We start from the raw sequence: 14616 nt of genomic DNA, 5'->3' as shown, positions 1-14616 counted from the left end.
AGCATTACCGGGCTTCTCACCGTACTATCCGCCCGCCATGACATAGTCGTCTCGGAGGCGGGAAGCTTCGTCGATGATGTCCGACAACGCCTCGATCCTGTGCGCGAACCGGCCCAGGAACAGTCCGTCAACGCCGGAGCCGAGCTGCGTCAGCAGGCCTGGTCCAGCGCTTCCTCCGTAAATGACGGACCATTGGGCAAAGTTTTTCTGGCTGGTGAGCCACTCCCTGAGGCGGGCACACACTTCGCTGATGTGCCTCGAAGATGCGGGGCTCGTGGAACCAATGGCCCAGACGGGTTCGTAGGCCACGACGGCGGCAGAACCAGGCCGGTTGCCCTGCTCCGGCTGAAGTGCCGAGCTGAGTTGGGCAAGGCAGACCGCGGCGGCCTCTTCCGCCGTACCTTCCTCGGGCTCGCCCACACAGATCACGGGAATGAGTCCGTTTCTCAGCGCGGCGGCGGTCTTGGCCGTCACGATCGCGTCGTCCTCGCCGAAAAGCCTGCGGCGCTCTGCGTGCCCGACCTCGACGTAACGGCAACCCGTCTCCGCCAGCGCCAGGCCGCTGGTTTCTCCGGTGAAGGCCCCCCGGTCTTCCCAGTGCAGGTTCTGGGCGCCGATTGCCACCGGGGTGTCAGCAAGAATTTGCCGGGCGGGAACCAGTGCCTGGAAGCTTGGGAGTACGAAGAGTTTCACGTCTCCGTTCTGCAGGGCCTGGTGACGCCTGGCCATCGCAGCCACCTGGCGGCACCATTCCAGTGTTTCGTCATGACCGAAGTACATCTTGAGGCTGACTCCAAGAAGTGCGGGTTTCGGGCGGCCCGTCACGGGGCAGCCCGACAGGTAGTGGAGGACGGACCGGGGTCAGGCACCGCGGTCTGCCTCGTAGTCATTCATCAGCTGGACTTTTTCGGCCGAAGCTGAGGTTTCATCGAATCGGTAGGTGAGCCATTCACGCGCCAGTCTCCGTGCGAGTTCCAGACCCACCACCCGCTGCCCGAATGTGAGCACCTGGGCATTGTTGCTGAGGACGGAACGTTCGACGGAATAGCTGTCGTGGGCCGTCACGGCGCGGATGCCTTCGACCTTGTTGGCTGCGATGGCGACACCCAGGCCGGTACCGCAGACCAGCAGCGCCCGGTCAGCCGTTCCGGCGGCGATCATTTCTGCCGCGGCGATGGCAATCGTGGGGTAAGCGGTCTGGCCGGTCTCGTCGACACCGACGTCACGGACGGACGCCACGAGTTCGCTTTTTTCGAGGTCGGCCTTGAGCGCCTCTTTATATGCGTATCCGGCGTTGTCGCAGCCGATGACGATTCGAAACTTGTCAGTCATTGCTCTCTCCTTTTCGGGCCAGGCCGCGTTCGACCGTTCTGATGATCATTGCCATGGAAACCGCACCCGGGTCCGGGGTTCCCACGCTCTTTTCTGCGTGTGGCCGGGCGCGCCCCATCCTAGGGAGGAGGGAGGCCGTTGATGTGGCGGCCGCATCGGCCACGTCCGCCGCGGCGTGCCAGGCCTTCTCCGGCGGGTTCCCGGAACGGATCCCCGCAGTCAAGGCACGGCTGAACGGAATCAGAACGTCGACCAGAGTCTTGTCGCCGGGCTCGGCCTTGCCGAACTGCATGACCTGCTTCCCGGCCTCGGCGACGCCCTGGGAGATACTCGAGGCGGTGGGCGGTTCGTTGTCGCCCAGGCTCTGGCCTATGGACTTGATGATCATCCCCCACAGCACACCGGATGTTCCGCCCGCGCGGTCGGCCCAGGCGTCGGCGGCCACTGACAATAGGGTTCCGGCGCCTGCGCCGCCGGCGAGGGCCGCCCGGCCGGCGGCCGCGGCTGCGGCAGTGCCCCGCTGCATGCCGATCCCGTGGTCACCGTCGCCTGCAATGGAGTCCAGTCGTCCCAGCTCGTCCACATTTTCGTCTATCACGGCCTGCACGGATTCCAGAAGTTTCTGCACCTGAGCGGCAGCCTCGCGGGAGACTACTGAAGCGTCCGGCAGCTCGGTCTTTGCCGATTCGTCCGGGGTTTCCGAGGCGTACCGGGGGCCAGCGCCGCTTGCTGCGCCTTTCCGGAAGGCCGGGGTACTCGCGGGAGCCGTCCAGTACTTTTCAAGTTCGTCGTCAAGCCAAAAAAGGGTCAGGGATACGCCGGCCATTTCGAAGCTGGTCACCAGCTCGCCGACTTCAGGATCCACCACAATGATCCCGGCGAAGTCCAGCAGCTGTGCGATTTTTCGGTAAACGACGAAGAGTTCTTCGGATTTCACAGACCCGAGACCGTTGAGTATGACGCCGACCCGGCGGCCGTTCAGGTCCTCCGGCACCTCGGCGAGCAGGGAACGGACCATCAGTTCGGCGGCGTCGTCCGCCGTCGGAAGATCCTGTTCGCTGATGCCCGGTTCGCCATGTATGCCCATGCCGACTGCCATGCGTCCGGCAGGGACGCTGAAGAGCGGCGCCGATGCTCCGGGGAGTGTGCACCCCGAAAAGGCGATCCCGAAAGAACGGGTTCGTTCATTGGCCCGGGTGGCGACCCGGAAAACCTCATCCAGGTCACCTCCTGCGTCTGCGCAGGCGCCGGCTGCCTTGAACACGGCCAGATCGCCGGCGATTCCCCGCCTTTTGTCGATCTCGTCGACCGAAGCACTCGAAATATCGTCGGTGACGGCGACCATCAGCGTCCGGATGCCTTCGGCGTTCAGGCGGTCCTGTGCCAGCGTGAAGTTCAGTACGTCTCCGGCATAGTTTCCGTAGGTCAACAGGACTCCACCACCGGCGTGGGCTGACTTGGCCACGGAGTAGATCTGCTGCGCAGACGGGGACGCGAAGATGTTTCCCATTGCTGCGCCGTGAACCAGGCCGGGGCCGACGAGGCCGGCGAAGGCAGGGTAGTGGCCGGATCCGCCGCCGGCGATGACAACGACGCTGCCCGGGGCGGTTCCGTTGCTGCGGACCACGCCGCCGGGGACCTTTCGGATCCACTGGGGATATGCGGCGGCGAATCCGTCGGTGAGCTGGTCTGCGAAGTCAGTCGGATTGTTGAAGAGATAAGCCATGAGTTCCTTGTTTCCTTGACCCGGGAAGCCGGTAGATCCGTGGTCGTCGGGCCGGCCGCGTTGGCAGGATTTTGCCTGCGGCCGGCCCGACTACTTGAGTCCTACTTTGAGAGGGTGAATGCGGAGGTGTATGAAGCGACGTTGTCCTTGGTGATCAGTGTGCAGTCGAAGGCCTGCTTCTCGTCGCTGGCTCCGGTTTTTCCGGTCTTAATGAACTGGTCCGCGTAGTTGATCGCCTTTGCGGAGAACTCTGCAACCGGCTGAAGGACCGAGTAGCTCAGGGAACCGGCCTTGACAGCATCAACGGCATCGGGTGCTCCATCGAAGCCGCCAACCTTGACCGTGGCAAGCTTGCCTGCTTCTTTCAATGCTGCGATCGCTCCGAGGGCCATCGGGTCGTTGCCGGCGAGCACGCCCTGAATGTCAGGATGTGCCTGGAGCATTGACTGCATCTTGTCGTGGCCCTGCTTCTGATCCCAGTTCGCGACCTGGGCGTCCAGAAGCTTCAGGTCCGGGTACTGCGACAGCACGGTTGCATACCCGTTGGACCGGGTCGCTGCATTGTTGTCCGACGGGGCGCCCTTGAGCTCAACGTAGGTGCCTTTGCCGCCCATTGCCTTGACGAACTCCTGGGCACCCAATGCCGCGCCCTGTGCGTTGTTGGAGACCAGCTGCGCCTTGGCCAGACCCTGTTTGTTGATCTCAGCGTTGACCAGTATCACGGGGATGCCGGCGCTGGTTGCTTTCTGCACGGCTCCGATTGATCCGTCTGCGTTGGCCGGATCCAGCAGGATGGCAGCCGATTTGTTCGTTATGGCGGCGTCGATGAGGTCGCTTTCAGTCTTCGTGTCTCCCTTGTGCGCGTTGACGTTGACCTTATAGCCGAGCTTTTCACCTTCAGCCTTCGCTGCGTTGCCCTCTGTTGCCCAGTATGGGTTGGCCGGATCATTGACGATCACCGTAATGACCTTGCCGGCCCCGCCCGCCTCGCCGGAACCGGCCGGCGATGGTGAACCTGATCCCGCAGAGGATCCGCAGCCGGCCAGGGTAAGGAGCGTGACGCCGGCAGCAAAGACGGCAGCAGCTTTTCGATTCATGGACTTGCCTTTCAGTGGTTTGTTCAGGTTGGGAAAAGGATTGATCTTCACCGCTACGTCACCGGTTCCTTCGAGCTCAGGACCGGACCGCTGGGCTTGGTAGCCGGGTCCCGTGGGGCTTGGACGGGGGTCGGTTTGACGCTCTTGGAGCGGTATTCGACGCGGTTCAGCATCACGGCGGCGACAATGACGGCACCCTTGAAGACCATTTGCCAGTACTCGGAGACTCCGATGATGACGAGCCCGTCGGAGAGGAAACCGATCACGAAGGCGCCGAGCAGCGTGCCCCGGATGGTGCCTCGTCCTCCCGAGAGAGCCGCACCGCCGATGACGACCGCGGCGATCGCTGTCAGTTCAAACGAATTGCCCGCTGTCGGGTTTGCCGAGGTGAGTTCGGATGCGATGATGACCCCGGCGATGGCGGCACAGACGCCCGATATGACGTAGATACGGACCTTGACTTTTTTGACCGGGATGCCGGACAGTTCGGCTGCACGCTCGTTGCCGCCGGAGGCGAACAGCCACCGTCCGAAAGGTGTCTTTGTCAGCAGCACGCTGCCCAGGACCGCGATGACAGCCATGACCAGCACGCCGGTGGGGACGCCGAGGATCCGGTTGAACCCGAGCAAGTCGAATCCCGTGTTGCCCAGGGCTTCGTCGCCGCGCAGGTTGGGGTAGGTCAGCCCGCCCGTAATCAGCAGTGCGGCGCCGCGGACGACATAGAGCGTGCCCAACGTGGCAACGAACGCAGCGACGCCGAATCTGGAAACGAGCATGCCGTTGATCCAGCCAACGAATGCGCCGACCGCCACCGCTATCACGACGGTTACCCAGACGGAAGGGTACAGGGCGATTCCCAGGGCGGGGATCTGGATTCCCTGCATGAGGAAACCCGCCACGACGCCCGAAAGCCCGACGGTTGAGCCGACCGAAAGGTCAATGCCGCCGTTGAGGATCACCAGCAGCATGCCGATCGCCAAAATGGCGTAGACGGCGACGTGCGCTGACATTGTGAGGAGGTTCTCAACGCTGAAGTAATTCGGTGACAGGAAGGAGAAGGTCACGGTGATGATGAGGAGGGCGATGAATGCCCGTCCTTCCAGCAGTAACCGGGGGACGTCGAGGCCGCCGGACAGCCATTCTGGCCTGGATGCTCCGATCGGGGTCCGTGGTGAGCTCATTTCTCGTGTCCATTCGTCTTCGATGTGGTGGCGGCCTCGCCCGAGGCTGCCATAATTTGCTCTTTTGTTGTGGCCGATGCGTCGAATTCGGCGGAAATGCGGCCTTTACTCATCACGATCACCCTGTGGGCAATGCTCAGGCACTCGCCCACCTCGGACGTCGAATAAAGGACCGCCAAGCCGTTTCCGGCCAGTTCACTGAGCAGTCCGAAGACCTCCGCCTTTGCTCCGATGTCGATTCCCCGGCTTGGTTCATCCAGAAGAATCACCTTGGGCTTGGTGGCGAGCATCTTGCCGATGACCACCTTCTGCTGGTTGCCGCCGCTGAGGGAACCTATCGCGGCCGAAGGCCCCGCCGTCTTGACTCTGACGTCCTTGATTCCCTGCGCAACCAATGTGTCCTCGGCCGGGCCTGAGAGCAGCAGTCCTTTAGCGAAGGACCCGAGGCTGGCCAGGGAGAGATTCCGGCCGACCGACATCGTCTGTACGAGCCCGTCCCGCTGCCGGTCCTCCGGCACCAGGCCCAGCCCCCAGGCGATGCGCCCGGCGATGGAAAGTCCGGCCAGGTCCCGGCCGTCAACGACGACGCGGCCGCCGGCCAGCGGAACGCGCCCTGCAAGTGCTTCAAGCATTTCCGTCCTGCCTGCACCCATAAGACCGTAGATGCAGACTATTTCCCCGGCCCGCACGTCGATGGAGACCCCGTTCACGGACAGGCGCTCCGGGTTCGAGGGATCGGCTACTTTCACGTCATCGATTTCCAGGGCGACTTCGCCGAAGTCGGCGGTCGGCGGCTGACCGAGATCGAAGTTGCGGCCTACCATGTTTCCGACGATCCAGTCGAGGTCGACATCGTCCATGTCCTCCGCGGCCACCATCGAGCCGTCCCGCAGTACCACCGCGTAATCGGCAATCTCGATGGCTTCCTCGAGGTGGTGTGAGATGTAGACGATCGAGACACCGGAATCGGTGAGATCCCGGATGACCTTGAAGAGAACCTCGACTTCGGAAGCGCTCAGGGCCGACGTTGGTTCGTCCATGATCAGAATCCGCGCGTTTACTGACAGGGCACGTGCAATCTCCACGATCTGCTGCTGGCCAAGGCGCAGGTCGGCCACCAGGGTATCCGGGTCGATGGGTTCTTCGAGCCGCTCCATCAGTTCTTTGACGATGCTGCGTTCCGCCGGGTAGTCCACTGCGCCTGATTTGCGGGTAATTTCCCGGCCCATGAAGATGTTGTCCCGCACACTCAGGTTCGGGCAGAGACTCAGCTCCTGGTGAATAATCGAGATCCCCTGGTCCCGGGCATCAACGGTTGATGAAAATTCAGCCGTCTCACCCCGAAGCTCAAGGCTGCCGGACGTTGGCATTTCAATCCCCGACAGAATCTTCATCAGGGTGGATTTTCCTGCACCGTTTTCTCCAAAAAGCGCGGTCACTTTACCCTCGGTGACCTCAAAGTCGACGCCTTTGAGGGCGTGTGTGCCGCCGTAGCGCTTGGTGACATTTTTTGCGCGAAGTATCACGTTGGCAGTCATTTCGTCACGTCAACCTTTACGGGGGTCACGATGTACGCGGCGGGATTGATCAGCTGGAAGGCCCCCACTACCGAAACGGTCTTGCCCTCCATCGCCTTCGCGTCCACCTTGGCGAGTACCAGTTTCTTGACCTGGTTGTTCAGTTCAGCGCCGACATTCTGATAATCGATCTGGTTTTTGAACTGGACATATTCGACTTTTCCCGTGGCATCGCGAACGGCGGTGCCGTTGACGGCGGGGCCCATTTGCACGAGAACCTTGATGTCGGCCGGAACGCCGTCGACCTTCACGGGCACGAGACCGTTGGCATCGGGCGCGCCGGCGATTCCCGTCACTTTGACCGAATACACAGCCGGTGACGTACCGCTGACAACGCCGTACTGTTTTGCGGCTGCAGCAGGATCGGCCCCGATGGCCTGGCTGACGGTGGCGATGTCGGTCGCGCGCTTTACGATGTCGGGTGCGATCTCCGATTCATATTTTTCCTGCGCAAACGACTGGGGGCTGAAGGTGCCGGGCGCCGTCTGGTTAGCTTCGGAACCCGTGAATATTCTGGTGCTGAAGAACATCAGGATCAGGAGAACGAGGATCGCGCCGATGCCGATAAGACGGCCTGGTCTGACGGCCGTTGACTTGCGAGTGTTCATGGGCTCAATCTTTGCTGTGTTTGATTCTGGGCGGATGTCTGCCGGCATGGGCATTAGAGGACCTGTGACGTCGAGTCGTTGGGCCGGATTTGCAGCTTGCGGCCGGTGCCCTTGCGGAACATGTCCAGGGCGTCGCTGTAGTCCTCAAGCGTGAATGAGTGGCTGATCATCGGCACACTCTTGATGGCCCCGGCTTCGAACATTTCCACTGCCCTGCCAAAGGTGTTGAGCACCGCCATGGTGCCGACGATGTTCAGTTCGTCGCGATAGACGCGGAACGGGGAGTAGCCGGTCTTCGCTTCTGCCGGGGCGACACCGAAGTGCTGGAAGGTTCCGCCTGCCTTCACGCGCGGCAGTCCGTCCTCGATGGCACGGATGACGCCGGTGCAGTCGATCACGACGTCCCACTGCTCCCGGCCGGCTTCGTCTGCGTTCGCATATACGTTTTTGATTCCGACGTCCCGGGCGGCCTGCAGCCGGCTCTCGTTCAGATCGACGATAGTCACGGAGGCCGCACCGGCCCGCGGCGCGAGCTGGGCCATCAGCAGACCCATCGTGCCGGCGCCGTATACGAGGTAATGCTCGCCCATTTTGCGGGGCAGAATGTCGAATCCGCGGATCGCGCAGGCCAGCGGTTCGATCAGGGCTGCCTGATACAGGTCTGTCTCAGGCCTGAGCTTGAAGACGTTACTGACCGGCGCTTTCAGGAACTGGGCCGCTGCACCGTCGCTCGCCACGACTCCCAGGCCGTTCCAGTTGCGGCACAGATTACCCCTGCCTGTCAGGCAGTATTCGCATTCACCGCAGGTCGTGCTGGGGTTGACGGCGACATGGTCGCCGACCACGAGGCTCGTGACGGCCTCTCCGACTGCCTCGACCGTTCCGGATGCTTCGTGGCCCGGGATGAGCGGGAAAACGGTGCCTTCGAATTCGCCGTCGAGAACATGGGTATCCGTGCCGCAGATACCGACTGCCGCTACTTTGATGACTACTTCTTTGGGTCCCGGGACCGGATCCGGCACTTCTCCGAGTGCGAGCTGACCTGGGCTTTCAAAAACTATTGCGCGCATCTGCTTTGACGCTCCTATCGGAAGGGTGCTCCGACTCGGCTGCGAGGCCGGGGCGGTTCGCTTCTTTCCACCAAGGACTCCCTTGAAGAAAAGTTGATCGGCGGCTCAGTTTGTTAAATCTCTGTGATTTTGTGGCTGAACCATGTTATAAATAAAACATAGCTGTGAGTTTGCTCACTGTCAACCACTGTCTTTACCCTCCACTCCGAGCAAGACTCTGGGAAGAATGTGATGAAACAACACATGAATGGAACGAAGCCGTCCCTGGTCGAAAGGGAGGTGGTAGTCGTTGGATCGGTCAACGTGGACATGATGACGACCGTCTCCAGACACCCCAGTCCCGGCGAGACAGTACAGGGAAAGGAAATGCGCATCCTGCCTGGCGGCAAAGGAGCAAACCAGGCTCTCGCCGCCGCCCGGCTGGGCGCGAAAACAAGGCTTATCGGCTCGGTTGGCCAGGATGCCAATGCTGCCGTGGCCTTGGAAAGTCTCAGGTCCGCCGGGGTGGACCTGGACGGCGTGCTCGGGTGCGGAACGGCGACCGGCATGGCCATAGTGACCGTGGACGATAGCGGTGAGAACACTACCGGAGCCAACGCACAGATGGACGCCGAAGCAGTCCTTAAGTGCAGGGATACCATCGCCGGTGCCGCGATTCTCGTGGTTCAAGGCGAAATTCCGCCAAGCACCACCGAAACCGCCATCGCAATTGCCACAGGACGGGTTGTCCTGAACCTGGCACCCGTTATCAGCCTCTCGCCGGATGCAATCCGGGCAGCAGACCCCCTCGTGGTGAACGAACACGAAGCAGCACTTGTCCTGCGCCAGCTGAAGCCGGAGATGCCGGTTCCGACCGGGCACGCAGACCTCACGGAGGCACTTGCGGCCTCCGGCCCGGTGTCAGTGGTTCTGACACGAGGGGCCCGCGGTGCCATGTTCTCGGAGGGGCACGGCATTCACTCCGTTTCCTCCCCCAAGGTGGATGTGGCAGACACCTCGGGGGCCGGAGACGCCTTCGTGGGTGTCTTAAGCGCCAGCCTGGCTGCAGGAACAAGCTTGAGTGAAGCCGTGGAATTTGCTGTTCGCGTTGGTGCGTACTCGGTACAGCGATTCGGAACGCAGCCGTCCTACCCCACGTCCAGGGATGAACTGCCCGGGGTGATGATGTGAAAAAGAACGGCATCCTCAACGGGGCCCTCAACGCTGCGATTTCCACCCTGGGCCACGGGGATCTGGTCGTGGTCGCTGACTGCGGCCTCCCCATCCCCCTTGGCACCCCAAGCGTGGACCTGGCCTTGGTCCAGGGCACCCCCGGCTTCATCCAGGTGCTCGACGCACTGCGCAACGATGTCATCTTCGAAGGCTGCATCGCGGCATCGGAATCAGCGGCGAGCAAAGCCAACGAATGGATATCGGACAGGTTCCCCGCGGTCGAATACATCCCCCATGAAGAACTCAAGCAACTGGTCGGGACGGCCAAACTCGTCGTCCGATCCGGAGAGGCGACACCGTACGCCAACGTCATATTGCGTTGCGGCGTCTCCTTCTGACGCCACAGTGTCATCGCACAACCAACAATCACAGCGCCGATGCGCCCAAAGAAAGGATCCGGCATATGTCTCAGCTGGAAGAACTAGAACTGCCAGGCACCCATGAGGTCGATGACGTCCTGTCATGGACCAGTTTGGACCAGAAGGCCGTGGACACTGTCCGGGTCCTGGCCGCTGACGCCGTCGAAAAAGTAGGCAACGGCCACCCCGGCACCGCTATGAGCCTTGCCCCGGCCGCATACCTTCTCTTCCAGAAGCTGATGCGCCACGACCCGGCGAACCCGGACTGGATCGGCCGGGACCGGTTCGTCCTGTCCCCGGGCCACACGTCGCTGACCCTTTACATCCAGCTGTTCCTCTCCGGCTACGGGCTGGAGCTGAAGGACCTGCAGGCGCTGCGGACCTGGGGGTCGCTGACGCCGGGGCACCCGGAATACCGGCACACCGCCGGGGTGGAGATCACCACCGGCCCGCTAGGCCAGGGCCTGGCCTCCTCGGTCGGTTTCGCCTACTCCCAGCGCCGCATGCGCGGCCTGTTCGACCCGCAGGCCGCGGCAGGCACCTCCCCGTTCGATCACACGATCTGGGTCATCGCCTCCGACGGGGACCTGCAGGAAGGGGTGACCTCCGAGGCGTCCTCGCTCGCCGGGCACCAGGAACTGGGCAACCTTGTCGTTGTCTACGATGAGAACCACATCTCGATCGAAGATGACACCGACATCGCGTTCACCGAGGACGTGCTCAAGCGCTACGAGGCCTACGGCTGGCACACCCAGCGGGTCGACTGGACCAAGACCGGCGAATACGTCGAAGACGTCCAGGAACTCTACTCCGCGCTGCTCGCCGCGAAGGCCGAGACCACCAGGCCCTCGATCATTTCGCTGCGGACCATCATCGGCTACCCGGCGCCCAAGAAGCAGAACACCGGCAAGATCCACGGTTCGGCCCTGGGCAGCGAGGAAGTCGCGGCCCTGAAGCAGGTCCTGGGCTTCGACCCAGCCCGGACCTTCCAGGTCGACGAGGACGTCCTGGCCCACGCCCGCACCGTGGTGGAGCGCGGCGCCGCCGCCCGCACCCAATGGCAGTTCTGGTTCGAGGCCTGGAAGGCCACCAACCCCGAAAACGCTGCCCTGCTGGAGCGGATCGAGGCCAAGAAGCTGCCCGTGGAGCTGGACGCGGCCCTGCCGGTCTTCGAAGCCGGCAAGGACGTCTCCACCCGCGCCGCGTCGGGCATGGTCCTTAACGCGATCGGACCGGTCCTGCCCGAACTCTGGGGCGGCTCCGCCGACCTCGCCGAGTCCAACAACACCACCATCGAGGGTTCCGCGTCGTTCATCCCGGCCTCACGCTCCACCGGGGCCTGGAAGGGCAACCCGTACGGGCGGGTCCTGCACTTCGGCATCCGGGAGCACGCCGCCGCCTCGATCGTGAACGGCATCTCCCTGCACGGGCGGACCCGGGCGTTCTCGGGCACGTTCCTGATCTTCTCCGACTACCAGCGCCCCGCGATCCGACTCGGCGCACTTATGGGTGTCCCCTCGCTGTACGTCTGGACGCATGACTCGATCGGCCTGGGCGAGGACGGCCCCACCCACCAGCCGGTGGAGCAGCTGTCCACGCTGCGGGCCATCCCGGGCCTGGACGTGGTCCGCCCGGGCGACGCCAACGAGGTCTCTGTGGCGTGGAAGACCATGCTGGAGAACCACGAGAACCCGGCCGGCATTGTCCTGACCCGGCAGAACATCCCCACCTACGCCCGCGGTGAAGGCGACGCAGAAGGCGACACCTTCGGTGCCGTGTCCGGCGTCGCGAAGGGCGGCTACGTCCTGGCCGAAGCCTCCCGGGACGGCGCCACGGTCCCGGCCGACGTGATCCTGATCGGCACCGGCTCCGAGGTCCAGCTCGCCGTGCAGGCCCGTGCGGCCCTGCAGGCCGACGGCATCGCGGCCCGTGTCGTGTCCATGCCCTGCGTGGAGTGGTTCACCAAGCAGGACGCCGCCTACCGCGAAGCCGTCCTGCCCGCCACGGTCAAGGCCCGCATCTCGGTCGAGGCAGGCCTGGCACTGGGCTGGAAGGAATTCGTCGGCGACGCCGGCCGCTCCATCTCCCTCGAGCACTACGGCGCCTCGGCCGACGGCAGGCGCCTCTTCCAGGAGTTCGGCATCACCGCGGAGGCAGTCGCCGCCGCGGCCAAGGTTTCCCTCTCCAGCCTTTCGTCTTGATCCACCCCCCGTTTTCAAGGACCCAGATTTCCAGGAGTTATCACATGACCACCACCCCAACCCAGCAGCTCTCCGACGCCGGCGTCTCCATCTGGCTGGATGACCTTTCCCGCGAACGCCTTGCCAGCGGCACCCTGCAGAAACTGATCGAAGAGAAGAACGTCGTCGGTGTCACCACGAACCCGAGCATCTTCCACGCCGCCATCACTGCGGGCAGCGTCTACGACGCCGTGATTGCCGAAGAGGCAGCCAAGGGCGCCACCGTTGAAGAGACCATCTTCGAAATCACCACCACCGATGTTGCCGACGCCTGCGACCTGTTCGCCCCGGTTGCCGCGGCGACCAAGGGTGTTGACGGCCGGGTCTCCATCGAGGTGGATCCCCGCCTCGCCTGGGACACAGCCGGCACGATCGCCGAAGCGAAGCACCTGTACGCCAAGGTCAACAAGGACAACGTCCTGATCAAGATCCCGGCAACCTTGGAAGGGCTCGAAGCCATCACGGCAACCCTGGGCGAAGGCATCAGCGTCAACGTGACCCTGATCTTCTCCCTGGACCGCTACCGCGCCGTGATCAACGCTTTTCAGAACGGCCTGGAGCAGGCCACGGAGAACGGCCACGACCTGTCCACGATCCACTCCGTGGCGTCTTTCTTCGTGTCCCGCGTCGACGCCGAAATCGACAAGCGCCTCAACGCCATCGGCACCCTCCTGGCCTTGTCGCTCAAGGGGATGGCCGGCATTGCCAACGCCCGCCTTGCCTACCAGGTCTACGAAGAGCTGTTCTCCACCGAACGCTGGGCCCTCCTCGCCGAAGCCGGAGCACGCCCCCAGCGTCCGCTGTGGGCCTCCACCGGCGTGAAGGACCCGGCCTACCCGGACACCCTCTACGTCACGGAACTCGCAGCACCAGGCGTCGTCAACACCATGCCGGAGAAGACCCTCGACGCGACGTTCGACCACGGCGTCGTCACGGGCGACACCGTCACCGGCGGTTACGAGGACGCCAACGCCACGCTGATGGCCCTCGATGCACTGGGCATCTCTTACAACGACGTTGTGGCGCTGCTGGAATCCGAAGGCCTGGGCAAGTTTGCCGCCAGCTGGAAGGAACTGCTCGCCGACGTCGAAGGCGCCCTCGAAGGACAACGCGTCGGCTGACGCACATCGACGGCCGCAAGGCTGTGGCGTCACCACCCCCGGAGTCCCCACTGCCGCGCGGCTGTTCCCTGCACCGCCGCTGTTGCCCACCGCAAAAGACCCTCCCGCCGTCCACAAAGGACCGGGGATAGAAAGAATTGCCGATGATCATCCCAAGCGTGGACCTGACCGCCCACCCCTATAGCCACGACGCCCATAGCCAGTCGCTTGTTTGCCGGGTGATTCCCAGCTCTTCGCGGAGGCCGCCGACCTTGGTCTCTGGCTGACCCCTGGAGGCCATGGCGAGCCGGAGTTTCGCGGGGGGGCATTTTGAACGGGCGCGCGCGGAGACGAGGTCGGCGATGGTGCGCTCGGAGATCGGGTCGCGTTCAAATTCGGCCAGGGCGGCGAAGGTCCCGAAGACCATCTTCCCGGAGGCCGTGGTGGTGTCGATGGCCGCTCCCTGGTCGGTGAGAACTTTCAGCCCGATGCCGCGTTCGGTCAGGTCGGGGACGATGTTGACCAGGTGGCGCAGATCCCGGCCCAGCCGATCCAGCTTCCAAACAACAAGGGTGTCGCCGTGGCGCACGGCGTTGAGGCAGGCGGCCAGCTGGGGGCGGTCTTCCTTCTTGCCGGAGGCCTTCTCCTCGTACACCGAGGCCGGATCCAGCCCTTCGGCCAGGAGCGCATCGCGCTGCAGGTCCGTGGTCTGGGACCTGTCGGCCTTCGAAACGCGCATGTATTCGACGAGCAAGGGTTCTCTTCTGTCATTTAAAATTTAGCCCGGTGGCTGCGCACGGATCCGGAGAGCTGATTGGCGACCATAGGGTCTTCAACGGGACGCTTCGACAGTGACGTCGAGTGATTGGTTGCCTGCTTCCACGGCTCGTCCTGCGAAAGCGAGATAAATAACGCTGCGAAAAACCGGCCATTTTGCGCCGAAAGTTACAGGATAAACCGCAGTTTGGGTTGCTGGCTGAGCGCCCCGTAAACCGGTCCCCCCACCGCGACACTTTCTGAGGCGTCCCTCTTGACACGCCGGAACGTCAGTCGGCAGTCATCGCACCGGGTCGGGTCGTCTTGCAAGCCTCATGTTGAAAGACGAGTGGGAGCA

At 63.2% G+C, this 14616-nt stretch carries 13 protein-coding genes; 4 read left to right on the top strand and 9 right to left on the bottom strand.

Going from position 1 to position 14616, the window contains the following annotated elements; translation table 11 throughout:
* Positions 1-24: 24 nt before the first annotated feature.
* The 8 genes from NIBR502772_RS02795 to NIBR502772_RS02760 all read right to left on the bottom strand — a co-directional run bounded on the left by NIBR502772_RS02795 (position 25) and on the right by NIBR502772_RS02760 (position 8591).
* On the bottom strand, positions 25-780 hold the full coding sequence (locus tag NIBR502772_RS02795) for a triose-phosphate isomerase family protein (RefSeq protein WP_141141902.1): 756 nt from the start codon (positions 778-780) through the stop codon (positions 25-27).
* An 81-nt stretch (positions 781-861) separates the two neighbouring features.
* Positions 862-1332 (bottom strand): ribose-5-phosphate isomerase, encoded by a 471-nt coding sequence (locus NIBR502772_RS02790; protein ID WP_141138980.1) that lies wholly within the window; start codon positions 1330-1332, stop codon positions 862-864.
* The gene (locus NIBR502772_RS02785; protein WP_141138979.1) at positions 1325-3058 is read right to left on the bottom strand and encodes a dihydroxyacetone kinase family protein; all 1734 of its coding nucleotides are present in this window, start codon (positions 3056-3058) and stop codon (positions 1325-1327) included. Before NIBR502772_RS02785 ends, NIBR502772_RS02790 begins: the two co-directional genes overlap by 8 nt.
* Positions 3059-3159: 101 nt before the next feature.
* Positions 3160-4155 carry a D-ribose ABC transporter substrate-binding protein gene (locus NIBR502772_RS02780; protein ID WP_141138978.1) on the bottom strand — a complete coding sequence of 332 codons (996 nt, stop codon included), beginning with the start codon at positions 4153-4155 and terminating at the stop codon, positions 3160-3162.
* 53 nt (positions 4156-4208) lie between these two features.
* Entirely contained in the window at positions 4209-5336 is a 1128-nt protein-coding gene (locus tag NIBR502772_RS02775; RefSeq protein WP_141138977.1) for an ABC transporter permease, read from the bottom strand.
* Positions 5333-6874, bottom strand: coding sequence for a sugar ABC transporter ATP-binding protein (locus tag NIBR502772_RS02770; RefSeq protein WP_141138976.1), 1542 nt, complete (start codon positions 6872-6874; stop codon positions 5333-5335). The genes NIBR502772_RS02775 and NIBR502772_RS02770 overlap by 4 nt, the downstream gene beginning before the upstream one ends.
* Positions 6871-7569 (bottom strand): DUF2291 family protein, encoded by a 699-nt coding sequence (locus NIBR502772_RS02765; RefSeq protein ID WP_168223478.1) that lies wholly within the window; start codon positions 7567-7569, stop codon positions 6871-6873. The genes NIBR502772_RS02770 and NIBR502772_RS02765 overlap by 4 nt, the downstream gene beginning before the upstream one ends.
* A gap of 5 nt (positions 7570-7574) precedes the next feature.
* A complete protein-coding gene (locus tag NIBR502772_RS02760) occupies positions 7575-8591 on the bottom strand; it encodes a zinc-dependent alcohol dehydrogenase family protein (RefSeq protein WP_141138974.1) in 1017 nt (338 codons plus the stop codon).
* Between the two features lie 231 nt (positions 8592-8822).
* Here NIBR502772_RS02760 and NIBR502772_RS02755 point away from each other — a divergent pair, with 231 nt between their 5' ends.
* From NIBR502772_RS02755 to tal, 4 genes are all read left to right on the top strand, one after another.
* Positions 8823-9761: a ribokinase gene (locus tag NIBR502772_RS02755; protein ID WP_371706754.1), complete on the top strand. Its 939-nt coding sequence runs from the start codon at positions 8823-8825 to the stop codon at positions 9759-9761.
* Positions 9758-10141 carry a D-ribose pyranase gene (gene rbsD / locus NIBR502772_RS02750; RefSeq protein ID WP_141138972.1) on the top strand — a complete coding sequence of 128 codons (384 nt, stop codon included), beginning with the start codon at positions 9758-9760 and terminating at the stop codon, positions 10139-10141. The genes NIBR502772_RS02755 and rbsD overlap by 4 nt, the downstream gene beginning before the upstream one ends.
* 65 nt (positions 10142-10206) lie before the next feature.
* On the top strand, positions 10207-12363 hold the full coding sequence (gene tkt / locus NIBR502772_RS02745) for a transketolase (RefSeq protein WP_141138971.1): 2157 nt from the start codon (positions 10207-10209) through the stop codon (positions 12361-12363).
* A gap of 44 nt (positions 12364-12407) precedes the next feature.
* Positions 12408-13523 carry a transaldolase gene (gene tal, locus NIBR502772_RS02740; protein WP_141138970.1) on the top strand — a complete coding sequence of 372 codons (1116 nt, stop codon included), beginning with the start codon at positions 12408-12410 and terminating at the stop codon, positions 13521-13523.
* A 178-nt stretch (positions 13524-13701) separates the two neighbouring features.
* On the opposite strand, the gene NIBR502772_RS02735 is transcribed toward tal, so the two are convergent.
* Positions 13702-14256 (bottom strand): recombinase family protein, encoded by a 555-nt coding sequence (locus NIBR502772_RS02735; RefSeq protein ID WP_141138969.1) that lies wholly within the window; start codon positions 14254-14256, stop codon positions 13702-13704.
* Positions 14257-14616: the final 360 nt, after the last annotated feature.

Origin of the sequence: Pseudarthrobacter sp. NIBRBAC000502772 (genome assembly GCF_006517235.1) — a bacterium.
GTDB lineage: Bacteria > Actinomycetota > Actinomycetes > Actinomycetales > Micrococcaceae > Arthrobacter.
The sequence above is the reverse complement of the archived record's forward strand: the minus strand, read 5'-3'. Positions and strand labels throughout refer to the sequence as shown.